Genomic DNA, 23,721 nt, shown 5'->3' with positions numbered 1-23,721 from the left:
GTTCGAGGGCGTGTCTCAGAACACCAAGCCGCGCAGGGCGAGGAAGCGCATGCCACCGACCGCGGCTGTGATCGCCAAGACGGCCGCCGCCTGGGCGGTGTTGCCGAGGCCGGGGGTCCAGAGATCGAGGCCGGCCAGTGCCGCGGTGGTGATGGCGAGGCCGACGAGGGCGAGTCCGCCGCCCTCCCATTGCGCGGTGAACCAGCCGACCCGGTTCGCCGCGTGGAAGGTCAACTGGCGGTGCAGCTCGTTGGCGATGATCGTGCTGACCACCGAACCGGCGATGTTGGCCACGATCGGTCCGATGCCGTGCATGGCGAAGAAGAGCAGGACGTAGGCGACGTTGCTCGAACCGCCGACCAGCGCGAAACGGATGAGCTGGGCGAAGGCGCGATCGCCGCGCAGGTACTGCAGAAGCTGCCCGAATCGGGCGACCGATACCGGGCGCACGATGGGGTACGGGAAGGCCCACGGCGTGTAGACGCCCACGGGCACCACTGCCGAGCGTGGTGCTTCCAGAACCGTCATTGCTCTTCCGATCAACCCGAGCCTTGGAAGGGACAACAGCGGCGGTTGCCGCTTTCCTTCCCCGGTCAACTGCCCGGAAAGGCGTCCACTCCGTCGGCCTCCTCGGTCCCACAGTTCCCGTGCGGCCCTGCGGTCCCCTTATGAAGATCTTGTGGAGATCCTCTGACAAAAAATGTAGCACGAAGTGGAGGGTCTTCCTCCACTTGATTTTGTGGTGTACGAGACACTGCGGCGACACACCGGTAGGGGGTTCGGCATACGTCGTGATGAGGGGCACACTGGGCTCGGCGGAGAGTTTCGCCCGATTCAGCAGGAGAGCGGGGTAGTGAGCATGTATCGCGTATTCGAGGCACTCGACGAGCTGGTGGCCATCGTCGAGGAGGCGCGCGGCATCCCGCCCACCCGCAGCTGCATCGTGCCGCGCGGCGACGTGCTCGAACTGCTCGACGACGTGCGTGACGCGCTGCCGGGCGAACTCGACGACGCTCAGGACGTGCTCGATCATCGCGACAAGATCGTCTCCGATGCTCGCTCGGCCGCCGAGATCACCGTGACCTCTGCCAACGAACAGGCCGAGCAGACCATCGGCTCCGCACGCGAGGAAGCCGACCGCATCCTCGCCGACGCGAAGGCGCACGCGGACCGGATGGTGGCCGAGGCCAGTGCGCACGCCGACCATCTGGTCGCCACCGCGCAGGAGGAGGCCGAGCGCGTCGTGGCCGACGGCAACGCCGAGTTCGAGGCGGTCACCGGCCGGGCGCGGGCCGAGTCGGAGCGCATGATCGAGGCGGGCAAGGCGTCCTACGAACGCTCGGTGGCCGAGGGCCTCGCCGAGCAGGAGCGCTTGGTGACCCAGACCGAAGTGGTCAGGGCGGCGCACGCCGAGTCCGCGCGCATCATCGACCGCGCGCACGCGGAGGCCGACCGGATGCGCGACGAGTGCGACCACTACGTGGATTCGACGCTCGCCCAGTTCGAGGAGACGCTGAACAGCACCTTGCGCACCGTCGGCCGCGGGCGGCACCAACTGCGCAGCGGCGCCGGAGCGCCCGACTACGCGGCGGAATTCCGCCGTTGACCGGGTGCGGCCTCATCCGCCGCGACCCTCGTTTCCGCCGATGTGCGTCCTCCTGTCGGTGCTGGCCTATGCCGCAGCGCCGCCTGCGTTTTGAGGTTCGGCCGACCCCTCGCGTATTGTTGAGTGGTTGCCCATTTCCCTTCGATCGTGAGTGAGTTCGTGATGCCCGCCGGTTCCGGTTCTGTGTCGCGTCGCCGTGCGGCCTCGCACCGCAAGACGGACGTGGGTTTCGTGCTGGACACCCGCAGCCTGGGGCGCCGCCCCGGCACGATGCGGGAGCAGCAGCGCACGGTCACCACCGCCGAGAAGATCGGGTTGGACCTGATCTACATCCCGGAGGGAGCCGAGGTCGAGCTCGACCTGCAACTGCAAGCGGTATCCGAGGGTGTGCTGGTCACCGGAACGGTGATCGCGCCGACGGCGGGAGAGTGCTCGCGCTGCCTCGAACCGTTCACCGGCGAGGTCCGCCTCCATCTCACGGAGCTGTTCGCGTACCCCGACAGCACCACCGAGCAGACCACCGAGGACGACGAGATCTATCGGATGGACGACGATCTCATCGACCTCGAACCGGTGGTCGTCGACGCGATCGGTTTGGAGCTGCCCTTGCAGCCGCTGTGCACTCCGGACTGCGCCGGGCTGTGCCCGGAATGCGGCGTGCGGATGGCGATTGCGGGTTCCGACCATGGGCATGAGATACTTGACCCTCGCTGGGCCGGGCTGGCGAAGTTCGCCAACGAATCGCCCGGCAACGGCAGTCCCGACGCGGACGCCGACCCAGAACGATAAACGCAAGACCGTCAGCCGAACCGGCAGAGCAATTAGGACAGAGGAGAGTTAGTCGTGGCCGTTCCCAAGCGCCGGATGTCCCGTTCCAACACCAGGTCGCGGCGCAGCCAGTGGAAGGCCACCGCGCCGACCCTGATCACCTGCCCGAACCGCGCCTGCGGCGAGAAGACCCTGCCGCACATCGCGTGCCCGTCCTGCGGCACCTACAAGGGCCGCCAGGTCACCGCCGCCGTCTGACAGTTCGACCTGTCGTATCGACGTGACCGTCAGCAAGGACGAAGCCGGCTCGTCCGGTGAACACGCCAGCCTGCTCGAAGCCCTCGGCGTCGACGTACGACCGGATCTGCTGCGCCTCGCGCTGACACACCGGTCGTACGCCTACGAGAACGGCGGGCTACCGACCAACGAGCGCCTGGAATTCCTCGGCGACTCAGTACTCGGCCTCAGCATCACCGAGCGGCTGTACCACGAGCACCCGGACAAGTCCGAGGGCGAACTGGCCAAGCTGCGGGCGAGCGTGGTGAACATGCACGCGCTCGCCGAGGTGGCGCGCGGGCTCGGCCAGGGCGGCCTCGGCGTGCACCTGCTGCTCGGCAAGGGCGAAGAGCTCACCGGCGGCCGGGACAAGCCGAGCATCCTCGCCGACGGCATGGAGTCGCTGCTCGGCGCGGTCCACCTGCAACACGGCATCGACGTGGCGCGCGGCGTCGTGCTTCGGCTGTTCGCTGAGTTGCTCGAGCGCGGCCCGCGCATGGGCGCCGGCCTCGACTGGAAGACCAGCCTGCAGGAGCTCACGGCGGAACGCGGTCTCGGCGTGCCCAGTTACGAGATCACCTCGACGGGCCCCGACCACGACAAGGAATTCACCGCGACCACGGTGATCGGCGGCCGTGCCTACGGGCAGGGCGTCGGCCGGTCCAAGAAGGAAGCGGAGCAGAAGGCCGCGGGCGCCGCCTACCAGGCACTGACCGCCGAAGCCTGACGTGCCCGAACTCCCCGAGGTCGAGGTCGTCCGGCGCGGACTCGCCGAGCATGTGGTCGGCCGCACCATCGAATCGGTGACCGTCACGCACCCGCGATCGGTGCGCCGTCATCTCGAGGGGGCGGCCGATCTCGCCGCCCGCATGGCCGGGCAGCGCGTGACGGCGGCCGAGCGACGCGGCAAATATCTCTGGCTCACCTTCGACGACGGCGACGACGCGCTGGTCGTGCATCTCGGCATGAGCGGCCAGATGCTGGTGCGTCCCGCCGACGCCCCGCTGGAGAAGCACACGCATATCAAGGCGACCCTGCACGACGGCACCCAGCTCCGCTTCGTCGACCAGCGCACCTTCGGCGGCTGGGCGCTCGCTCCACTGGTCGAGGTCGACGGCACGCCGGTGCCCGAGCCGGTGGCGCATATCGCCCGCGATCCGCTGGACCCGCGCTTCGACCGGGAGGCGGCGGTGGACGCCATCCGGGCCAAGCGGTCCGAGATCAAACGGGTGCTGCTGGACCAGTCGGTGATCTCCGGCGTCGGCAACATCTACGCCGACGAATCGCTCTGGCGCGTCCGCATCCACGGCAGTCGCCTCGCCTCCGGTCTGACCAAGCCCGTGCTGCGCGAACTGCTCGACGCGGTCACCGCCGTGATGGGTGAGGCCTTGGCTGTCGGCGGCACCTCATTCGACGCGCTCTATGTCGACGTCAACGGTGAGTCCGGCTACTTCGAACGCGCGCTCGCCGTCTACGGCAGGGAGGACGAGCCGTGCCGCCGCTGCGGCGCGCCCGTGGTGCGCGAGCGATTTATGAACCGTTCTTCCTACTCCTGCCCGCGCTGCCAGCCGAAGCCGCGCCGCCGCTGACTCGAGCGAGCTACGGTTTCCTCATGCAGCCCGGGACGTCCCCCCGGTCGTGGAGGAAGGACACATGCGCAAGCTCACCTACTACGTAGCGTCGACGATCGACGGGTTCATCGCCACCGAGGAAGGGTCGGTCGACTTCTTCCCCGTCGGCGGCGACCACGGCCCGGCGATCACCGCGCAGTATCCCGAGACCTTGCCGACCAAGGTGCGGGAGGCGCGCGGCATCACCAAGCGCAATGCCAACTTCGACACGGTGCTGATGGGGCGCAAGACGCACGATTTCGGCGTGCGCACAGGCACCTCCAGCCCGTACGCGCACCTGCGACAGTTCGTGGTCTCCACGACCCTGCCGGAGAACCCGGACCCCGCCGTCGAGCTGATCTCGGACGATCCGCTGGAGCGGGTGCGAGAACTCAAGCGGGACAAGGGACTCGGCATCTGGCTGTGCGGCGGCGGCGAGCTGGCCCAGGTACTGCTTCCCGAGATCGACCAGATCTTCCTGAAGCTGTATCCGATCGTGCTCGGCCGCGGTCGTTCGCTGTTCGGTTCCGGGCCCCGGCTGCCGGAGGCGGCGCGATTCCGCGTGATCACCAGCCGGGTGTTCGAAGACGGGGTGGCATTCGTGAAGTACAGCAGGATTCGATAGCCGCGTGACCGACGCCGATCGGATCGCCGAACCGGACGGGGCGGGCGCGCCCGGTCCGGTGGAAGCGTTGCGTGAGATCGGCTTCTGGTTGGAGCGCGGGCGCGCCCAGACCCACCGGGTCAAGGCCTACCGCCGCGCCGCCGAGGTGGTGGCTGGACTGTCGCCGGACGAGCTCGCCACGTACCAGGCGGCGGGCATCTGGCAGGACCTGTCCGGCATCGGACCGAAGACGGCTGCCGTCATCACGCAAGCCTGCGCGGGACAGATCCCCGACTATCTGGCCGACCTGCGCCGTGCCGCGCAGCCCATCGGCGCGCCGGGCAAGCCGCTGCGCCAACGGCTCCGCGGCGACCTGCACACCCATTCGAACTGGTCCGACGGCGGCAGCCCGATCGAGGAGATGATGGGCGTGGCCGCGGCGCTCGGACACGAGTACTGCGCGCTCACCGATCATTCGCCGCGCCTGACGGTCGCCAACGGCCTGTCCGCCGAGCGGCTGCGCCGCCAGCTCGACGTGGTGGCCGAGCTGAACGAGCGCTTCGCGCCGTTTCGCGTCCTTACCGGCATCGAGGTCGACATTCTCGACGACGGCGCCCTCGATCAGGAGGCCGACCTGCTCGCCGAGCTGGACATCGTGGTGGCCAGCGTGCATTCGCACCTGCGCGCGGACAGCGCGACCATGACCAAGCGCATGGTCTACGCGGTGGCGAACCCGAACGTGGACGTGCTCGGCCACTGCACCGGCCGTTTGGTCGCGGGCGTCCGCGGCAACCGGCCGGAATCGACCTTCGACGCCGAACTCGTCTTCGAGGCGTGCAAGAAGTACGGCACCGCGGTGGAGATCAACTCCCGTCCGGAACGCCTCGACCCGCCCTCCCGGTTGCTGCGGCTGGCCGTGGAGATCGGGTGCCACTTCGCCGTCGACACCGACGCGCACGCCCCGGGCCAATTGGATTGGCAGGGTTACGGTTGCGAGCGCGCCGTCGCCAACGGCGTCGATCCGGATCGGGTGATCAACACCTGGCCGGTGGACGATCTGCTGGCCTGGACCGCCGGGTCCTGATCCTTCCCGAGATGGTCTGGCAGTGAACGGTCGGCGAACATTCTGCGTCCGCGTCCGCGGAATGTGTCCGCGCCCTGGACAATAGGCCCACATCGACATCCTGGGGGTGGGGTAACCGTTGGGGGACTTCTCGCTCGACACCGCGCTCGCGCTGATCGGTATCGCGGTACCGGTCGGCGCCTTCCTGTGGGAGTTCGTCTTCGTGGGCCGCAGGCGGCTCGGCTACCGCGTGCAGATGGATACTCCCGTCACCGGCGAGATCGAATCGGTGTACCCCGGTGTGCTGCGTAACCTGCGCCCGGACGCCGGGGACTCCGGCCCGGAGCTGCGCGATCTGTCTGTGGTGCTGGTGCGCATCGAGAACAGCGGCAACACCGCGATCGCGGCGTCCGACTACCTGGCTCCCACCGCGCGCATCGGCCTGCACCTGCACTTCCCTCGGCGCCGGGTGCTCGGCATGGCGGTGACCGAGCTGAGCGATCCCGACCTGGCCGAAAGCCTCGGCCCCACTTCGGGTATCGCTGTCAGGGAGGACACCGGAGGGCATATCGGCGTCATCGATCTGCCGAAGGTCCCGCTGACCAGAAAACACCACTACAAGATCCTGGCCATTCTGCAGCAATCCGAAGCGGGCGGCACCGAGGAGGAGCGCAAGCCGGTGCTGCGCGGCGAGATTCGCGGCGGGCACGTGGTCGCGACACGCAGCCAGACCGGAATCTCCCGGGTCATGCTGGTGCTCACCACGTTTCTGGTGCTGGTGATCATCGGGCAGTTCGTCGTCTCCGCGTTGCAGCCGCCGACTCCGTTGGACTGTGCCAAGGGCAAGCTCACCCTGGTCGGCTCTTCGGCGTTCGAGCCGGTCGTCCGCGACGCGGCGGCGCAGTACGAGAAGCGCTGTACCGGAGCCGAATTCGCCTTCGACTTGCAAGGCACCGAACGGGGTCTCGATCGACTGGCCGAAGCCGGGCAGACCGGCGATCTCCTCGCGTTCAGCGACGGCGTGAAGGGTCCGGGTTACCCTGCGCTGCAACCGCGTCCGCTCGCGGTGTCCTTGTTCGCCGTCTTCGTGCACAAGGGCCTCGGCATCACCGATCTCACCGCCGCCCAGGTCAGGGACATCTACCAGGGCAGGATCACCAACTGGCGGCAAGTCGGCGGGCCCGACCTACCGGTCGTGCTCATCGATCGGGCGCCGGGATCCGGCACCAGGGTGATCTTCGAGAACGCGCTGCTCGGCGGCGAACAACCGGCTCGCCCGCACCGGAGCTGCACCGCCATCAAGGACACCGCGGGCACCTACTGCGACGTGCCGGTCACCAAAGACATGCACAAGGCCGTCGACGACCTCCCCGGCGCGATCGGCTACGGCGAATTCTCCGAGGCACGCAAGGCCGAGATGCGCGTCGTCACGATCGGCGGCGTCGCGCCGGGCAGACAGGCCGCGATCGACCGCTCCTATCCCTTCTGGGGCATCGAATACGCGTACGCCAAAGGCGATCTCCCCGGCGATTCGCTCGCCGCGAGCTTCTTGCACTACCTCACCGCGAACGTGGGCGCGGAAGTGCTCCGCGCACGGCAACGAGCCGTGTGCCAGCGAGCTCATCGAACCGGGCCGCTGCGCACCGGCATCATGAGCTGGTAGTGCCGCCGGTCAGCGCGCGTGGCCGAAACAGTAGGCGGCGGCCGCCAGGTACTGGCGACAGTCGGGTCCGTGCCCGGCGTGGACGCTGCGCAGAAACAGCGCTAGGTCCAGGTCCAAATCTGTCGGCTCGATCCCGCAGTCTCTGTGCTGAGTGCTCCACAGGTCGCGCTTGTCCTGCGATGTCTGCATCGTGCACCTCCAGCCCACGTCGGCGCAGGGTGCCCGATTCCCGTGCGCGGGTGACTATCGCGAGCGTTTCATAGAGTGACCAGCTGCCAATCGTCGGGCAGTCGAGCCGAGAGCACCTGGTTACCTTCCGCTTCCAGATCGACGCTGACGTGCCCGAGTCGCAGCGCGGTGAGTGTCACCTTGCCCCAGGCGTGGGGCAGCCGCGGTCGTACGGTCAGCGTCCGTTGTGGCACATCGGGATTCAGGCCGAGGAAAGCCCGCACCAGCAGCAGCGGTGCGGCGCTCGCCCACGCCTGCGGCGAACAGGACGTGGGATAGGGCACCGGGATGGCGAACCGGGAGCGCGGGAAGCCGCAGAACAGCTCGGGCAGGCGCCCGTCGAAAGCCGCTGCCGCGTCCAGCAATCCGGTGGCCAGCCGGGTGGCCAGCTTCGTCGCGCCCGGCACGTGCTCGTAGCGCAGCAGCCCGGCCACGGCGATCGCGGTGTCGTGCGGCCACACCGAGCCGCAGTGATAGCTCATCGGGTTGTAGGCGCCCATGTTGGCCGCCAGTGTGCGCAACCCGAAACCGGTGTCCATCTCCTCCTTGGCCAACTGACGCACCAGTTCCTCGGCGTGCTCGTCGCTGGCGATACCCGCCCAGAGACAGTGCGCCGCATTGCTGGTCAGCGCGTCGACGTGCCGCTTGGTGCCGTCCAACGCGACCGCGTACCAGCCGCGGTCCGGCATCCAGAACTGTTCGGTGAACTTGCCGCGCAGTTCGGCCGCCCGCTCGCGCAGGCGCGCGGCCAGGCGTTGCTCGTCGAAGGCGTCGGCCAGCTCCGCCCTGGCGAGCAGGGCCGCGTGCACGTAGCCCTGCACCTCGCACAGCGCGACCGGAGCCTCGGCGAGATGTCCTCCCGCGTCGTTGATTCCGTCGAAGCTGTCCTTCCAGCCCTGGTTGATCAGGCCGCGGTCGGTGGCGCGGCGGTACTCGACGAAACCGTCGCCGTCCCGGTCGCCGTACTCGGTGATCCACTCCAGCGCCGCGTCGGCGGCGGGAAGCAGTTCCTCGATCGCCTGCGGCTCCGCGCCCCACCGATGGCATTCGGCGAGCAGCATCACGAACAGCGGTGTGGCGTCGGCGGTTCCGAAGTAGATGTTGCCGCCGAGCACTTGGCCGCCCGATGGACCGCGCCGCATCTCGTGCATGATCCGCCCCGGCTCCTCTTCGGTGAGCGGATTCACTTCCTGCCCTTGCAGTTCGGCCAGCTGTTGCAGCGTGCCGAGGGCGAGATCGACGGCGAGCGGCAGCGCCATCCACGCCGTGAGCAGGCTGTCGCGCCCGAACAGCGTCATGAACCACGGCGCGCCCGCCGCGACGAACGGCCTGCTCCCGCCGGTGTCGTCGTGAATCTGCAAGGCGCCCAAGTCGCTTTCGGTGCGGCGAAGCACCTGGGTGAGCACCGGGTCCGCCGAGGAGATGTCGGTGGCGGTGTCGCGCCACGCGGCGATCTTGCGGCAAGGCCCGCTGAAACCGACGTGCTCGCCCGGCGTGATCGGCATCTGCACCTGCTGGTTGCCCAGCGTCGGCTGCGCGATGACCTCGGTCTGCCACTTGCCGCCGACCGGAACGACGACCCGCCACACCAGGGCGCCGGGCAGCACGGTGGGTTCGACGGTGGCCGAGACCGTGATGCCACGCATGCGATCCGAGCGATCGTGCAGCAGCAGTTCGCTGTCGGTGATGGTCACGTCCGCGCGCACATGCCCCGCGCGGCCTTCCTTCACCGCGAACAGATCGACGAAATCCGCGTCGACGTGCAGCTCGAGGGTGACCGCGGTCGGTTCGCGGCCCATGTTCTCCAGCGTGAGCAGCTCGTGCATGCCGTCGGCGACGATGCGTTCGCGGACCACGAGCAGGGTGCTGTCGGCCAGCCCGGCATGCGGCGGCCTGCGCATGACGAAGCGCGCGATGAACGCCTCTGGGCTCAGGACCGACAGCGGTTCCGGCGGTCTGCCGTCGACGAGCAGTTCCCACCGTGACAGGACGCGCGCGTCACGGAAGAACAGCCCGTGCGGGCGGCCGGGCTCGACGTCGCCGAGCCGGTTCGACAGGCAGAAGGTGCCACCTTCCACCAGCGTCACCGACCCGGCACCGCCGAAGCCCGTTGGTTCACCCGAGTTGAGCGGCGTCGGGCCGCTCGCGGCGGACGCTCCTGTCACGCGAGCCTGCTCGCGACCGCTACGTTCGGAGCCGTCTCGGGCAGTCGGGTGGCGACCCGGTTCCTCGGCCGCAGGAGCTTCCAATAGACCTGCTCGTAGCCGCGGCCGAGGCCGTCGGAACCGAAGTTCGCCTCGACATGGGCGCGGCACGCCGCCGGATCCATGCTCTGCACTTCGCCGATCGCCGCGGTCAGTTCGGCGGGATCGTCGCAGATGCGACCGGTGACGCCGTCGACGACCACCTCTTCGACCGCACCGCCGCGCAGCGCGACCACCGGGGTGCCGCACACCATCGATTCGATCATCACCATGCCGAAGGGTTCCTCCCAGCGGATCGGGAACAGCAGGCAGCGCGCACCGGCGAGCAGCTTGCGTTTGGCCTTGGCGTCGGCCATCCCGAAGACGTGGTCCCGATCGGTGAGCAGCGGACGCACCTTCTCTTCGAAGTACGCCAGCTCAGGTGGTTCGCTGCATTTGCCTGCGAGGATGAGTGGAATGCCAACGGAGTGCGCCGCTTCGAGCGCGAGGTGCGGCGCTTTGCATTCGTTGAACCGGCCGAGGAAGAGCGCGTAGTCCTCCTTCTCGGTCTGGAACGGCCAGTCCGCCACGTTGATCGCGTTGTGCACCCGCCCGGACCAGTGCAGGTCCGGGGCCAGGACGCGCTGGCGGTCGCTGATCGCAACCAGCGACACTTCGTCGCCGAGCGCCTTGTAGTACTGGTAGCAGTCGTCCTGCACCGGCCCGTGTACGGTCACCACGGTGGGCAGGCCGAGGCCGTAGTAAGCCGGTGAGTTGAGCGGGCCCGCGAAGGTGTGGTCGTGCACCAGGTCCAAGCCGTAGGTGGCGTGGTGGCGCTCGATGGCCTTCCGCACCTTCAGCGCGTGCATGACCTCGGGGAACGGCTCGCCGAGCCGTTCGGGCAGCGCCCGATCCCAGACCGGGACGAAGCGAGCCTTGGTACCCGGCTCGCCGGCGCCGAACAACGTCACATCGTGCCCACGCGTTACCAGCGAATCGACCAGATCGGCGACTACCGCCTCGACGCCGCCGTAAGCCTTCGGCGGCACGTCGAAATACGGCGGAACAACCATGGCAATGCGGAAACGGGTACCGGGGTGATCGATCGACAGAAGATCCGAAGCCACACGCTGCGCCGAAACCGGCGCCGAGAACACTGCGCTCATGACCCTCCTTCCAGGGACACAACCATTGCACTCGCATTCACCCAGCACACCGATGCGCCGGGTGCCTAACGTGGTGGCCGCCGCCGGCGGAGGTGGAGCGAGAACTTCACCGCCGTCCATGGGGCTTTGGTTGGCCTGTCACAGTGGAACGTGATCAGGGGAGGCCGAAGGGGTTGTACCTCGTTTGCCCCGGCTCAAACCAATCGGTTGCCAGTAATCTTCTTCGTACTGTTACCGGACCGGTAGTCTTGTTTCGAATATGCGGGGATCATCGGCGATTCTTTCGAATTTTCATCCGCCTTCGACGAAAATTTTTCCGTCTTTTTCGGGCGCCGCGAAAGCCAGCAGACGCATGGCCTCGGCGCGCAACGCTGCCTCGTCCGCGGCCGAGAGCGGATGCCACGGCGTGATGCGCACGGTGTCGTCCTCCAGCGACCAGCGGCCGTGCACGAAACCGTCGACGAGGTACATCGGGATACCGCCGGAGGCCTCCTTCGCCGTGCGCTGGCGGTCCTCCTCGCTGATCACCCGGCGGCGGTCCTTGTGGCCGAGCAGCGCGTTGTCGAAGGCGGGCAGGAAGCGCACCGGGACGTCGAGATCCGGGTCGGCCAGCGGCGCGTCCGGCAGGTCGAACAGCACCCGGTGCCGGTCGTCGGTGAAAACCACCAGCTCCGAACGCATTTCGTCGACGACTTCGGCGAGCCGAGTGATGCCCGCCCACGCCTGCATGTCCGCGACGGTCGCAGGGCCGAAGGCGGCCAGGTAACGCCGGATGAGCTCGGCGGGATCGGGCGCGGCCATCGGCGCGCCGATCCATTCCTCGGCCAGACTCACGGTGACGTAGCGATTGCGCCACCGGCCCCACGCGCCGGTGTCAGCGCCGTGCACCAGCGGGACGAGCAGCTCGACGGTTTCGGCGAGCCTGCGGACGTGCCGGTCCGGGAACCGCTCGGCCAGCAAGGAGCCGAAATCGCCGCGGCTCAACTGTTTTCCGGCCAGCAGCGCGCGGCCCGCCGCGGCGAGTTCGGTCAGATCGATGCCCTCGATCTCGTCGCGGTAGTACGCCGCCTTCAGTGCCGCGTCGACCACCGGCTGCACGGTCGGGCGCAGCCAGCGGAAGTCGGCACTGTCGGCCAGGTGCACGGTGCGGCGAATCATGGTGGAGCGCACGAGCTTCCGATCGCGCAGCAGGGCGGCGAGATCCTCGTGCCCGAACCCGGCCAGGCGCGTCCATAGGCCGATGTAGGGCCAATTCGGTTCCTGCCCTTGCACCGCGACGAGATGCTTGACGAGCTCGAACGGGGTCAGATCCACGCGCTCCGCCAGCTTCTGGCGTAGCAGCAGGGTCCGGTTCAGCTCGCGTAGCGATAGTTCCGTCATGTCCCCATCCTGGCCGAGACCACCGACAAATCGGCCGGGCAGTCTGGCTGCCCGGCCGTGACACTCAGCCTTGTTTCGGCTTGCCGGTGCGGCAGAACCAGTCCTCCAGGTCGAAATCCTTGCGGATCTCGCCTTGTGCCGTCAGCACGACGACGGCGGCGGAGAGCAGGGCGGCGGCCGGCGGCCGCAGGATGCGCATGCGAGAACTGTTCGCTTTCTTCATGTTTCGATCAGCCGCGGCGGCGGCGTGCCGTGCGGCAGTTTCGGGCCGACCGCGACCAGGCTGCCCGGGGTCCGGCCACGGCCCCAGCCCAGCTTCTCGCGGTAACGCCCGATGTGGTCTTCTGGAATCGCCGCGCCTTTCGGCAGCGGCGTGGATTCCGGATCGACGTAGAGCGCGTCGGTCGGGCAGTAGGCCTCGCACATGAAGCAGGTCTGGCAATCGGATTGCCGTGCGATGACCGGGATTCCGGACGCGGTGCGTTCGAAGACGTTGGTCGGGCAGGCGTCGACGCATTTGTCGCAGCCGATGCAGTCGTCGGCGCGCAGTAATTCGATCACGACGCCACCGCCGGCGTGGTGTTGCGAGCAGGCGTGGTGCCGGTCCATACCTCGTCGAGTCCGCCGGAGAGCACGTGGTGATGCTGCGCGGGATCGAGCTCCGGGTGGTCGGCGCGCTTGCTCATGCCGCGGGTTTCGGTGCGCGCCAGCGTCGACGCGTACATCAACCGGCCGACCGCGGTGATCGCAGCCGCCTGCCTGGCACGGACGCGCTCGTCTCCGCTGCGCCCGGCGAGTCCCTCGCTCGCGCGCTGCCAGATCGCGTCCAGTTCGGCCAGCGCCGGGCGCACCCGATCGCCGTGGCGCAGGTAGTTCTTCTCGAACGGAATCAGCTCGGCCTGCGCCGCCTCGACCACGTCGGTAGCCGTCACCGCCTCGGTTCCACCGGGACGCAACCCGACTCGGCCCGCGCCGCGCACCTGCCCGTCCGCGCGGCGCCCGTCGCGCAGGGCGAACTGGGCCGCGCCACGGCCTGCCCAGCTGCCCGAGGACATGGCCCACGCCGAGTTGTGGCTGCCGCCGCCGGTGAAACCGCCGCAGATGCGTTCCCTGGTCGCGGCGTCGCCCGCCGCGTACAGCCCTGGCACGGTGGTGGCGCAGTCGTCGTCGATCACGTCGATGCCGCCGGTGCCGCGCACGGTGCCTTCGGCGAGCAGGTCGACCTCGAAGCGCTCGGTGAAGGGATCGATGCCGCGCCGGTCGAACTGCAGGAAGAAGTTCGGCTGGCCGAGGCGCATCTGCTCCTGCACGGTCGCGTCTGCGCGGTCCAGCTGCGCGAAGACCCTCTCCGTCAACAGGGTTCGCGCGATCACCGAGCGGCCCTTGGTCGAGCCTGCGCCCTCCAGCACCCGGCCGTCCTCGTGGAAGAAGGTCGCGTAGCCGTAGTAGGCGGTCTTGGTGATGGTGGAGCCCTTGGGCACGATGGCGTAGGCGTTGGAGAACTCCATGCCGGAGAAGCGGGCGCCCACCTCCGCGGCCATCAGCGCGCCGTCGCCGGTGTCGACGTTCGTGCCGAGCGCCTTGGACAGGAAGGCACAGCCGCCGGTGGCGAGCACCACCGCGCCCGCGGTGATCCGGTAGTCCCGGTCCTCCCTGCGCCGGTAGCCCGCCGCGCCGCGCACCGTGCCCGCGTCGTCGACGAGCAGCTCCAGCGCGGGCGAGTGATCGAGGACGCGCACGCCGATTCGCTCGAGCCAGGCGCGCATTCGGCGCATGTACTCGGGCCCCTGCACCCCGGTGCGCAGCTGCTCGCCGGTCGCGGGATCGACGGGGAACGGGTAGCGGCCCTCGACGGCGAGTCGATTCGGGTCGTCTGCATCTCGGCCACCACCGCGGATCCGCGACGACGGCCGGGGGCGGGGAGGTGACCGGATCCGATTGCAGTGTCATCTGGCAACGGTCCTAACACGAGTGGTATTGCCGAAAACCTAGGACCGCTCGTCGCGCCGCGAAATGGTTCGGATCACCGCGATCCGGACGAGTGCCCGTGGCCGGTTTCCGCGAGACCCTGGAATCCGGCTGCGTCCCGCGCCGGGCGTCCCGCGCCGCGCGAGCAGGACTGGCCCGTGACTTGTAGGGTTCATGGCGGGGCCGGAGGGTGTCCGGCGGGACGCGCGGAGAAAGGGACAGCGGGGATGTCGGACGCATCGGTCGAGGTGCTGCTTGACGACTTCGAGAACAAGGACAAGTGGGATCTCGCGGGGAACGGGGCGAGCAAGACGCACCTCACCACGTTCGCGGAGGGCGCGCCGAGCAAGACGCCCGGCGTCTACGCAGACGGCGTCGCCGGTGCTGACCAACGCGCGCTCGTGCTGTTGGTCCGCGAGGCGACCGCGGACCTCGAGGTCGAGCTCCAGGCGAAGCCCGGGCAATCCTTCTCGATCGCGGGGAAGCTGGCGGTACTGAACCTGTGGGTGCGTTCGCCGCACGCGTCGATCCGGGTGTCCGCCCGGCTCTCCAGCGACCAGGGCGAGACAGAACTGGTGCTCGGCGCCGTCACCGCCACCGGGGAATGGCGTCGCCTCGAGCACGAACCGGCGGACGTGATCGCCGACGCCGAGATACTCGGCTTGAAGATCCGGCTCACCGAGGTCGTCAAGCGAGAGGGCGAGGTCATGATCCTGCTGGACGACCTGACCGCCCAGACCGCGGTATGACGACAGGTATTTCGCCCGCCTGATCGAGTGGGCTGTCGGCTGCGGAAACGAGAACAGCCCCGGCGCTCGGGCGCGGGGCTGTCCTCGGCCGAAAGAGGCTGAGCCGAAACTCAGCCGCGGACGGGATGGGCGCGGTCCAGGTCGAGATTCAGCTCGACCACGTCGACTCGCGGCTCCCCGAGGAACCCGAGGGTTCTTCCTTCGGTATGCGCTGAGACGAGCCGACGCACCTGATCCTCGGAGATGTCGCGCGCCTTGGCGATCCGCGGCACCTGGATCTCCGCGTAGGCGGGGGAGATGTGCGGATCGAGGCCGCTGCCGCTGGCGGTGACCGCGTCGGCGGGGACCGCAGGAACGGCGGGGGCGTCGCCGCGGATCGGCACGATACGGCCGATCGAGTAGTCCGCCCCGGGTTCGGCGCACTGGACCCGCACCCCGAGATAGACATCGAGGAAGGGCACGGCCGGACACGCCTGGTTCACGCTGACCACCCGCACCGGACGCGAGATCTGGCCGTCGGCCTCGCGCGGACCGATCACCGAGAGGACCGCGCCGACACCGTCTTCGGTGCAGAACGGGCGGGAACCGTCGACCCCCTCACGGTCGCCGATCTCCTTGCTTCGCGCGCACACGGTGGTCAGCAGGCTCGCGCGCCCCACGGGGTCGAAGACGTTCTGATCCACGATGTCCTCGGGGCCCAGATTGCTCGCCGCGGTGGACAACGGGTCATAGCCGTCGCCCGCGGCGGACGGGCGGCTCTGGAAGTACTGCGTCAGGGCAGCGCCGTCGGCGTCGGTGAAGGATTGGCCGATCAGGCTGCTGCCCACCACCTTTCCTTCCGACACAAGCAGCGAACCGTCGGCCTTCTCGTTCAGTCCCGGCAGGTGACCGATCGCGAAAACCGCCAGCGGATAGACGATTCCGGTGATCGCGGTCAGCACAAGCAAGGCGCGCAGAGCGGCAAGATGCTGACGGATCCAAGTGGACATACGCATTTCAGGACATCCCGGGGAGGAGGTGGACGACGAGATCGATGAGCTTGATCCCTAGGAACGGCGCGACGACCCCGCCGAGGCCGTAGACGGTCAGGTTGCGGCTCAATAGTTTCGACGCGTGCGACGGGCGGTAGCGCACGCCGCGCAGCGCCAGCGGGATCAGCGCCACGATGACGATCGCGTTGAAGATCACCGCGGAAAGGATCGCCGACTGCGGACTGGCCAGGCGCATGACATTGAGCAGGTCCAAGCCGGGGAACAGGCCGACGAACAGCGCCGGGATGATGGCGAAGTACTTGGCGATGTCGTTGGCGATGGAGAAGGTGGTCAGCGCGCCCCGCGTGATGAGCAGCTGCTTGCCGATCTCCACGATCTCGATGAGCTTGGTCGGGTCGGAGTCGAGATCGACCATGTTGCCCGCCTCTTTGGCCGCGGAGGTGCCGGTGTTCATCGCCACGCCGACGTCGGCCTGGGCCAAGGCGGGCGCGTCGTTGGTGCCGTCGCCGGTCATGGCGACCAGGCGCCCGCCGTCCTGTTCCTTCTTGATCAGGGCCAGCTTGTCCTCGGGAGTGGCCTCGGCGAGGAAGTCGTCGACGCCAGCCTCGTCGGCGATCGCCTTGGCGGTCAACGGATTGTCGCCGGTGATCATGACGGTGCGGATGCCCATCCTGCGCATCTCGTCGAAGCGTTCCCGCATGCCTTGCTTCACCACGTCCTTCAGGTGGATCACGCCGAGCAGGCGGGCGACGCCGTCATCGATCTCGCCGACGACCAGTGGAGTGCCGCCGGAGGCGGAGATACCGTCCACGATTACGCCGATCTCGTCGGGCACCGAACCGCCGTTGGTGCGCACCCATTCGGTGACCGCGCTGGCGGCGCCCTTGCGCAGGCGATGCCCGTCGGCGAGATCGACGCCCGACATGCGGGTCTGTGCGGTGAACGCCACCCAGGTCGCGCCGGTCAGCTCGCCGGGGGTGCGCTCGCGCTTGTTGTAAGCCTGCTTGGCGTACACCACGATCGAGCGGCCTTCCGGCGTCTCGTCCGCCAGGCTGGACAGCTGCGCGGCGTCGGCCAGCTCGTCGTCCGGAATGCCTGGCATCGGAAGGAAGTCCGAGGCCTGCCGGTTGCCGAGCGTGATCGTTCCGGTCTTGTCCAGCAGCAGCGTGTTCACATCGCCCGCGGCCTCGACCGCCCGGCCCGACATGGCCAGCACATTGCGCTGCACCAGCCGGTCCATGCCGGCGATGCCGATCGCCGACAGCAGCGCGCCGATGGTGGTCGGGATCAGGCAGACCAGCAGCGCGACCATGACGATGCCGGTGATGCCGTCGGCGTCCAGCGCTGTCGTATCCGGCACGCCCGGGTTGTTCGCCTTGGCGAAGATGGCCAGCGGCTGCAAGGTGACGACGGCGAACACGAAGATGATCGTGAGCGCGGCGAGCAGGATGTTCAGCGCGATCTCGTTCGGCGTCTTCTGCCTGCTCGCGCCCTCGACCAGGGCGATCATCTTGTCGATGAAGCTCTGCCCCGGTTCCTGGGTGATCCGGACGACGATCCGGTCCGACAGCACGGTGGTGCCGCCGGTGACCGCGGAACGGTCACCGCCGGATTCCCGGATGACCGGGGCGGATTCGCCAGTGATCGCCGACTCGTCCACGGAGGCGATGCCTTCCACGACGTCGCCGTCGCCCGGGATGACCTGCCCCGCCTCGACCACCACGTGGTCGCCGCGACGCAGTTCCGGTGCGGCGACTCGCTCCTCGACCACTCGCGAACCGGGTGACCAGTCGACGAGACGGCGCGCCACCGTGTCGGTCTTGGCCTTGCGGAGCGTATCGGCTTGGGCCTTACCGCGTCCTTCGGCGACCGCCTCGGCCAGGTTGGCGAACAGCACGGTGAGCCAGAGCCACACCACGATGGCCCAGGCGAACACGCTCGGATCGGCGATCGCGAGCACGGTCGACCAGACGGCGCCGACCTCCACGATCAGCATCACCGGATTGCGCCACAGCGAGCGCGGATCCAGCTTGCGCACGGCGTCGGGCAGCGAGGTCAGCAGCAGCGCGGGATCGAGCACCCCGCGCGTCATCTTGTGGTCGTGGCGTTCGGGGGTGGTCTCGGACCGGGTGGCCGGTTCTGTTGCGGTACCGATCATGTCAGTGGATTCCCTCGGCGAGCGGCCCGAGCGCGAGCGCGGGCAGAAAGGTGAGCGCGACCAGGATCACGGTCACGCCGACCACCAGACCGACGAACTGCGGGCGATGGGTCGGCAGCGTGCCGATCGATGCGGGTGTGACGCCCTGTTGGGCGAGTGATCCGGCCAGCGCGAGCACGAAGACGATCGGCAGGAACCGCCCGAGCAGCATGGCGAGACCGAGCGCGGTGTTGTACCACTCGGTGTTGCCGGTGAGACCCGCGAACGCGGAGCCGTTGTTGTTGGCGGCGGAGGTGAACGCGTACAGCACCTCCGACAGGCCGTGCGGTCCGCCGTTCAGCATGCCCCCGCGCTGGCCAGGCAACGCCATGGCGATCGCGGTGAAGGTCAGCACCAGCAGCGGGCTGATGAGGAAATACGAAGCCGCCAGCTTGATTTCGCGTGGCGTGATCTTCTTGCCCAGGTACTCCGGTGTACGTCCGACCATCAGACCCGCGACGAAGACGGTGATGACCGCGAGGATCAGCATGCCGTACAGGCCCGAGCCGACGCCGCCTGGCGCGACCTCGCCGAGCTGCATGTCGAACATCGTCATCATGCCGCCCAGGCTGGTGTAGGAATCGTGGAACGAGTCCACGGCGCCGGTCGAGGTGAGCGTCGTCGAGGCCGCGAAGGTGGCCGAATTCGAGACGCCGAAGCGGGTTTCCACGCCCTCGGTGGCGGCGCCGATGGCCGTCGGCACGGTCCCGTGGTTCTGCAGCTGGAAGAGATTCGTCAGCGCGATGCTGGTCAGGGCGATGGTGCCCATGACCGCGATGATCGCGTAGCCCTGCTTCGTGCTGCCCACCATGCGGCCGAAGGTGCGCGGCAGCGAGCAGGCGATGACCAGGATCAGGAAGATCTCGATCCAGTTCGTCCAGGCGGTGGGGTTCTCGAAGGGGTGAGCGGAGTTGGCGTTGTAGAAGCCGCCGCCGTTGGTCCCGAGCTCCTTGATGACCTCCTGGCTCGCTACCGGGCCGCCGGTGATCGTCTGCTGCATGCCCGCGACGGTCTGGGCGACCTGGTCGTGGAGCTGGAAGTTCTGGATGACTCCGCCCGCCACGAGCACGATCGCGAACACCAACGCGATCGGCAGCAGGATGCGCAGCGTTCCGCGCACCAGGTCGACCCAGAAGTTGCCCAGCTCTCCGGTGTGCTTGCGGGCGAAGCCGCGCACCAGCGCGATCGCGACCGCCATACCCACCGCCGCCGAGACGAAGTTCTGCACGGCGAGTCCGGCCATCTGCACCAGGTGCCCCTGGGTGGATTCGCCGGAGTAGTTCTGCCAGTTGGTGTTCGTCACGAAACTGACCGCCGTGTTCCAGGCGAGCGCCGGGGTCATCTCGGTGGCGGGATCGTTCAGGTGCAGCGGCAGCTTGTCCTGGACCAGCTGGAAGAAGAACAGGAAAAGGATGCTGACCGCCGAGAACGCGAGCACACTGCGGGCGTAGACGCCCCAGGTCTGCTCTACCTCCGGTTGCGCGCCGATGGCGCGATAGATCAGCCGCTCCGCGCGGGAGTGCTTGGCGCTGGTATAGACCCGGTACATGTAGTCGCCCAGCGGGACGTGCGCCAGGGCCAGCGCGAGGACCAGGGACGCCACGAAGACGATCCCCGCGGTTGTCGTGTTCACCTAGAACCTCTCGGGAAACAGCAAAGCCGCGACCATGTAGACGGCGACGAGGACAGCGAGCGCGAGACCGATCAGGTTCGCGGTCACAGCTTCTCCACCCCTCGTTGCACCAGACCCAGCAGTGCGAACACCGCGACCGTGAGCGCCGTGAACACCACGACAGACATGACTATTCGACCTCCTTGCGGCTCCCGGATGTGGGAACGCACAGCGAGTCAAGCGCCGATTCGCCGCGGCGGCCGGTTCCCTGACGAGTTCTTAGCGCCTCGCCCCGCGGCATTGACGCTCCGTTAACGGGTTGCGTGAGCGCCGCGGCTGTGACCGGGATGCGAAAGATGTCGACCTTCGGCACGAGGCGGACCGGTGTCGTGCCAGGTCGCGGCGGGCGGGTGCGCTGACGGCAGGCGGTGACGGCGCCGGTCGGTCGGATGCGCACAAGGATGGCGTCAAGGACCGGGGCGGGACCGTCAAGAGATCGTAAAGATACGCCGTGGTCATCCGGGGCGGCGGTATTCCTGGTGGGGCCGGTCGGGCGAGGTATCCGTGCCACCGGCGCCTGGCTCGCCCTGTGGAAAGGAATGCTATGTCTCCCGTCACCGTCGCGGTGCTTCTCGGGTTCGTGTGTTGCGCGTTGATCATTCGCGCGTTCGCGCTGCACGGGACGGACGCGCGGGCGGTGCCCGTCGCATCCCGGAGCGGTCGGCCGGGGGGCTCGGCGCCTAGTTTCGATGCGTGAGGGCCGGTGCGGCGCGTCGCCTGATCCGAGGGATTCGCGGCGTGGATGCTCGAACGAGCGATGATGGACATGTGAAGCGCGGCCAACTACGGATCTACCTCGGTGCAGCGCCCGGCGTCGGCAAGACCTACGCCATGTTGGGCGAGGCCCACCGGCGGCTGGAGCGCGGCCGCGACGTGGTGGCCGCGGTGGTGGAGACGCACGGCCGGGCCAAGACCGAGGAGTTGCTGGCGGGTATCGAGCGGATACCGCCGAAGATCATCGACTACCGCGGCGCGCGCTTCCCGGAACTGGATGTGGACGCGGTACTGCGGCGAGCGCCCGCGGTCGTGCTGGTGGACGAACTCGCGCACACCAACACGCCGGGCAGCGACAACCAGAAGCGCTGGCAGGACGTCGAGGAGCTGCTCGACGCGGGCATCGACGTCATCTCGACGGTCAATGTCCAGCACCTGGAGAGCCTCAACGACGTCGTAGAGCGGATCACCGGGATCACCCAGCGCGAGACGGTCCCGGATGCCGTTGTACGCGGCGCCGAACAGGTCGAACTGGTGGACATCACACCGGAGGCGTTGCGGCGCAGGCTTTCCCACGGCAACGTCTACGCGGCCGACAAGGTGGACGCCGCGCTGCGCAACTACTTCCGGCCGGGCAACCTGACCGCGCTGCGCGAACTCGCGCTGCTGTGGCTGGCCGACCAGGTCGACGCCGCACTGGCGAAATACCGTGCCGACCACCACATCACCGAGCTGTGGGAGGCGCGCGAACGCGTGGTGGTCGCGGTGACCGGCGGCCCGGAGTCGGAGACGATCGTGCGGCGGGCGAGCCGGATCGCGACGAAATCCAGCGCCGATCTCATCGTCGTGCACGTGGTGCGCGGCGACGGGCTGGCGGGTGTGTCGACCGAACGGCTGGCCAGGCTGCGGGAACTCGCCGCCAGCCTGGACGCCTCGCTGCACACCGTCACCGGTGACGACGTGCCTGGCACGCTGCTGGAATTCGCCCGCGAGGTGAACGCCACCCAGCTGGTGCTCGGCACCTCGCGGCGCTCCCGCTGGGCGCGCATCTTCGACGAGGGCATCGGCTCGGCCGTCGTGCAGCGCTCCGGGAAGATCGACGTGCACATGGTCACCCACGAGGAGGCCCATCGCGGCCTGCGCTGGCGGGGACTCGTTCCGCGTCAGCCCGCGCTCGCCTGGCCCGCCGCCATCCTGGTCCCGGTGCTCGTGTGCGTGCTGAGCGCCGCCGTGCTCGACGACCTCCTCCAGCTGGGCGGCCTGAGTGCGGTGTTCTTCATCGGCGTCGTCGCGGTCGCGCTGCTCGGCGGCGTGCTGCCCGCCGCGTTCTCGGCGCTGCTGTCGGGACTGCTGCTGAACTGGTTCTTCACCGATCCGCGCTACAGCCTGACCATCGCCGAACCGGACAACTTCGTCACCGTGGTGGTGATGCTGTTCGTCGCGCTCGCGGTGGCCGCGCTGGTGGACGTCGCCGCCAAGCGAACCGGGCAGGCGCGCAAGGCGTCTCGGGAGGCCGAGCTGTTGACCATGTTCGCCGGTGCCGTGCTGCACGGCGCCGATCTGCCCAACCTGCTGGAGCAGGTGCGCGAGACGTTCGGGCTGCGTGCGGTGAGCATGGTGTGCGCGGGAACCGTCGTAGTCCGGGTCGGCGTCGAACCGCCGGAGCGGCCGGGGGACGCCGACACCGTCATCGAGGCGGGCGACGGCACCAGTTCGCTGTTGCTGGCCGGGCGCCCGCTCGACGCGGCCGACCTGCCGGTGCTCAACGCGGTGACCAACCAGGCGGCGGGACTCGTGCGCCAGGCCAAGCTGGCCGAGGAGGCGAGCGCGGCGGCGGCGCTGCTGGAGGCCGACCGATTGCGCCGCGCGCTGCTCTCGGCGGTGAGCCACGATCTGCGGACGCCGCTGGCGGGCGCCAAGGCCGCGGTGTCGAGTCTGCGCAGCGACGACATCGAGTTCTCGCCGGAGGACACCACCGAATTGCTGGAGACCATCGAGGAATCGGTGGACCAGCTGACCGCGCTGGTGGGCAACCTGCTCGACTCCTCGCGACTGGCCGTCGGCGTGGTGAGTCCCCAGCTGCGGCGGGTGTACATGGACGAAGTGGCGCACCGCGCCCTGGTGAGCGTCGGCATGGGCGCCCGCGGCCTGCGCCGCGCCGCGCTGAATCGGGTGGAGGTGTCCGTTGGCGAGGTGTCGGTGCTGGCCGACGCGGGTTTGCTGGAGCGCGTGCTGGCCAATCTGATCGACAACGCGATTCGCCACTCACCGCCCGACACCCCCGTCCGGGTGACCGCCGAACACGCTGGCGACCACGTCGCGATCGCGGTGGTCGATCGCGGGCCCGGCGTGCCGCCCGGTACGGAAGATCAGCTCTTCGAGCCGTTCCAGCGGCTGGGCGACCGGGACAACACCACGGGCGTCGGGCTGGGCCTCTCGGTGGTGCGCGGTTTCGTCGAGGCGATGGGCGGCGTCGTGCGCGGCGAACCCACCCCGGGCGGCGGACTGACGATGCTGGTCGACCTGCCCGCCGCGGATACGGCCCTTACGGTGGCCAGTGCGGTGGCCGGCGCGGATGTATCGGCCGTCGGCCGCGAGCCGGGCGGCGCGGTGCGCGACGGGGCCGATTCCGGCGAGGCGCCGGAGCGACGGAATGGCAACCGAGCGACGGCGCGCGCCGACACCGGGTCCGTGGCGGACGGAGCCGCTGTGCCTGCGGCGAGCGAGGGTGAGGGGTCCGGCGAAGCGACGGAGCAGAGTCGCGACCGGACGTCGGCGGGCCGCGACACTGTGCCCGCGGCGGGCGAAGACATCGTGCCCGTGATGAGCGGAAGGGCCGGGGCGCGCGAGTGGTACCCCTCCGCCTCCGGGATCGGGCGCTC

At 68.8% G+C, this 23,721-nt stretch carries 20 protein-coding genes and 2 pseudogenes; 10 read left to right on the top strand and 12 right to left on the bottom strand.

The features are described 5' to 3' along the window. Positions 1–15: 15 nt before the first annotated feature. Positions 16–528, bottom strand: a complete 513-nt coding sequence (locus tag NX1_RS29685) for a GtrA family protein (RefSeq protein WP_068066606.1) — start codon at positions 526–528, stop codon at positions 16–18. Between the two features lie 331 nt (positions 529–859). Here NX1_RS29685 and NX1_RS29680 point away from each other — a divergent pair, with 331 nt between their 5' ends. The 8 genes from NX1_RS29680 to NX1_RS29645 all read left to right on the top strand — a co-directional run bounded on the left by NX1_RS29680 (position 860) and on the right by NX1_RS29645 (position 7,590). Further along, positions 860–1,606: a DivIVA domain-containing protein gene (locus tag NX1_RS29680; RefSeq protein WP_068066603.1), complete on the top strand. Its 747-nt coding sequence runs from the start codon at positions 860–862 to the stop codon at positions 1,604–1,606. A gap of 162 nt (positions 1,607–1,768) precedes the next feature. Next, positions 1,769–2,395, top strand: a complete 627-nt coding sequence (locus NX1_RS29675; protein ID WP_068066657.1) for a YceD family protein — start codon at positions 1,769–1,771, stop codon at positions 2,393–2,395. Positions 2,396–2,449: 54 nt separating this feature from the next. Then, positions 2,450–2,632 carry a 50S ribosomal protein L32 gene (gene rpmF / locus NX1_RS29670; RefSeq protein WP_014987105.1) on the top strand — a complete coding sequence of 61 codons (183 nt, stop codon included), beginning with the start codon at positions 2,450–2,452 and terminating at the stop codon, positions 2,630–2,632. 22 nt (positions 2,633–2,654) lie between these two features. After that, positions 2,655–3,377: a ribonuclease III gene (rnc, locus tag NX1_RS29665; RefSeq protein WP_068066601.1), complete on the top strand. Its 723-nt coding sequence runs from the start codon at positions 2,655–2,657 to the stop codon at positions 3,375–3,377. Position 3,378: 1 nt separating this feature from the next. Further along, positions 3,379–4,239 (top strand): bifunctional DNA-formamidopyrimidine glycosylase/DNA-(apurinic or apyrimidinic site) lyase, encoded by an 861-nt coding sequence (gene mutM, locus NX1_RS29660; protein ID WP_068066598.1) that lies wholly within the window; start codon positions 3,379–3,381, stop codon positions 4,237–4,239. Between the two features lie 64 nt (positions 4,240–4,303). Beyond that, positions 4,304–4,885 carry a dihydrofolate reductase family protein gene (locus tag NX1_RS29655; protein WP_068066655.1) on the top strand — a complete coding sequence of 194 codons (582 nt, stop codon included), beginning with the start codon at positions 4,304–4,306 and terminating at the stop codon, positions 4,883–4,885. A 4-nt stretch (positions 4,886–4,889) separates the two neighbouring features. Next, positions 4,890–5,948: a PHP domain-containing protein gene (locus tag NX1_RS29650; protein WP_245668725.1), complete on the top strand. Its 1,059-nt coding sequence runs from the start codon at positions 4,890–4,892 to the stop codon at positions 5,946–5,948. A 118-nt stretch (positions 5,949–6,066) separates the two neighbouring features. Next, positions 6,067–7,590 (top strand): PstS family phosphate ABC transporter substrate-binding protein, encoded by a 1,524-nt coding sequence (locus NX1_RS29645; RefSeq protein ID WP_245668724.1) that lies wholly within the window; start codon positions 6,067–6,069, stop codon positions 7,588–7,590. 9 nt (positions 7,591–7,599) lie between these two features. Here NX1_RS29645 and NX1_RS29640 read toward each other — a convergent pair whose 3' ends face one another. From NX1_RS29640 to NX1_RS29615, 7 genes and pseudogenes are all read right to left on the bottom strand, one after another. After that, positions 7,600–7,779, bottom strand: a complete 180-nt coding sequence (locus NX1_RS29640) for a hypothetical protein (RefSeq protein ID WP_068066652.1) — start codon at positions 7,777–7,779, stop codon at positions 7,600–7,602. A 68-nt stretch (positions 7,780–7,847) separates the two neighbouring features. Then, on the bottom strand, positions 7,848–9,983 hold the full coding sequence (locus NX1_RS29635; RefSeq protein WP_084501846.1) for an amylo-alpha-1,6-glucosidase: 2,136 nt from the start codon (positions 9,981–9,983) through the stop codon (positions 7,848–7,850). After that, entirely contained in the window at positions 9,980–11,167 is a 1,188-nt protein-coding gene (locus NX1_RS29630; RefSeq protein ID WP_068066595.1) for a glycosyltransferase family 4 protein, read from the bottom strand. The genes NX1_RS29635 and NX1_RS29630 overlap by 4 nt, the downstream gene beginning before the upstream one ends. A 291-nt stretch (positions 11,168–11,458) precedes the next feature. Then, the gene (locus NX1_RS29625) at positions 11,459–12,547 is read right to left on the bottom strand and encodes a winged helix DNA-binding domain-containing protein (RefSeq protein ID WP_068066591.1); all 1,089 of its coding nucleotides are present in this window, start codon (positions 12,545–12,547) and stop codon (positions 11,459–11,461) included. A 64-nt stretch (positions 12,548–12,611) separates the two neighbouring features. After that, on the bottom strand, positions 12,612–12,746 hold the full coding sequence (locus tag NX1_RS38475) for a hypothetical protein (protein ID WP_281217403.1): 135 nt from the start codon (positions 12,744–12,746) through the stop codon (positions 12,612–12,614). A 20-nt stretch (positions 12,747–12,766) separates the two neighbouring features. Then, the gene (locus tag NX1_RS29620) at positions 12,767–13,108 is read right to left on the bottom strand and encodes a 4Fe-4S dicluster domain-containing protein (protein WP_068066647.1); all 342 of its coding nucleotides are present in this window, start codon (positions 13,106–13,108) and stop codon (positions 12,767–12,769) included. Further along, positions 13,105–14,412, bottom strand: a pseudogene (locus NX1_RS29615) (FAD-binding protein); the annotation flags it as partial. The gene NX1_RS29620 and the pseudogene NX1_RS29615, both read right to left, overlap by 4 nt. A gap of 330 nt (positions 14,413–14,742) precedes the next feature. Between NX1_RS29615 and NX1_RS29610 the strand changes: the two are divergent. Beyond that, entirely contained in the window at positions 14,743–15,264 is a 522-nt protein-coding gene (locus NX1_RS29610) for a hypothetical protein (RefSeq protein WP_068066588.1), read from the top strand. Positions 15,265–15,374: 110 nt separating this feature from the next. On the opposite strand, the gene NX1_RS29605 is transcribed toward NX1_RS29610, so the two are convergent. Genes NX1_RS29605 through NX1_RS38200 form a run of 4 tightly spaced genes read right to left on the bottom strand, consistent with a single transcriptional unit; the run spans position 15,375 to position 20,173 of the window. After that, complete coding sequence (locus NX1_RS29605; RefSeq protein WP_068066585.1) at positions 15,375–16,259, bottom strand: potassium-transporting ATPase subunit C; 885 nt, start codon at positions 16,257–16,259, stop codon at positions 15,375–15,377. A 1-nt stretch (position 16,260) separates the two neighbouring features. Continuing rightward, the gene (kdpB, locus tag NX1_RS29600; RefSeq protein ID WP_068066581.1) at positions 16,261–18,414 is read right to left on the bottom strand and encodes a potassium-transporting ATPase subunit KdpB; all 2,154 of its coding nucleotides are present in this window, start codon (positions 18,412–18,414) and stop codon (positions 16,261–16,263) included. A 1-nt stretch (position 18,415) separates the two neighbouring features. Beyond that, positions 18,416–20,086: a potassium-transporting ATPase subunit KdpA gene (kdpA, locus tag NX1_RS29595; protein WP_068066578.1), complete on the bottom strand. Its 1,671-nt coding sequence runs from the start codon at positions 20,084–20,086 to the stop codon at positions 18,416–18,418. Further along, on the bottom strand, positions 20,087–20,173 hold the full coding sequence (locus NX1_RS38200) for a potassium-transporting ATPase subunit F (RefSeq protein ID WP_067782076.1): 87 nt from the start codon (positions 20,171–20,173) through the stop codon (positions 20,087–20,089). 720 nt (positions 20,174–20,893) lie between these two features. On the opposite strand from NX1_RS38200, the pseudogene NX1_RS29585 reads away from it, so the two are divergent. Next, positions 20,894–23,371: pseudogene (locus tag NX1_RS29585) on the top strand (sensor histidine kinase); the annotation flags it as partial. Positions 23,372–23,721: the final 350 nt, after the last annotated feature.

Source organism: Nocardia xishanensis NBRC 101358, from assembly GCF_001613365.1.
GTDB classification, from domain to species: Bacteria; Actinomycetota; Actinomycetes; order Mycobacteriales; family Mycobacteriaceae; genus Nocardia; species Nocardia xishanensis.
The sequence above is the reverse complement of the archived record's forward strand: the minus strand, read 5'-3'. Positions and strand labels throughout refer to the sequence as shown.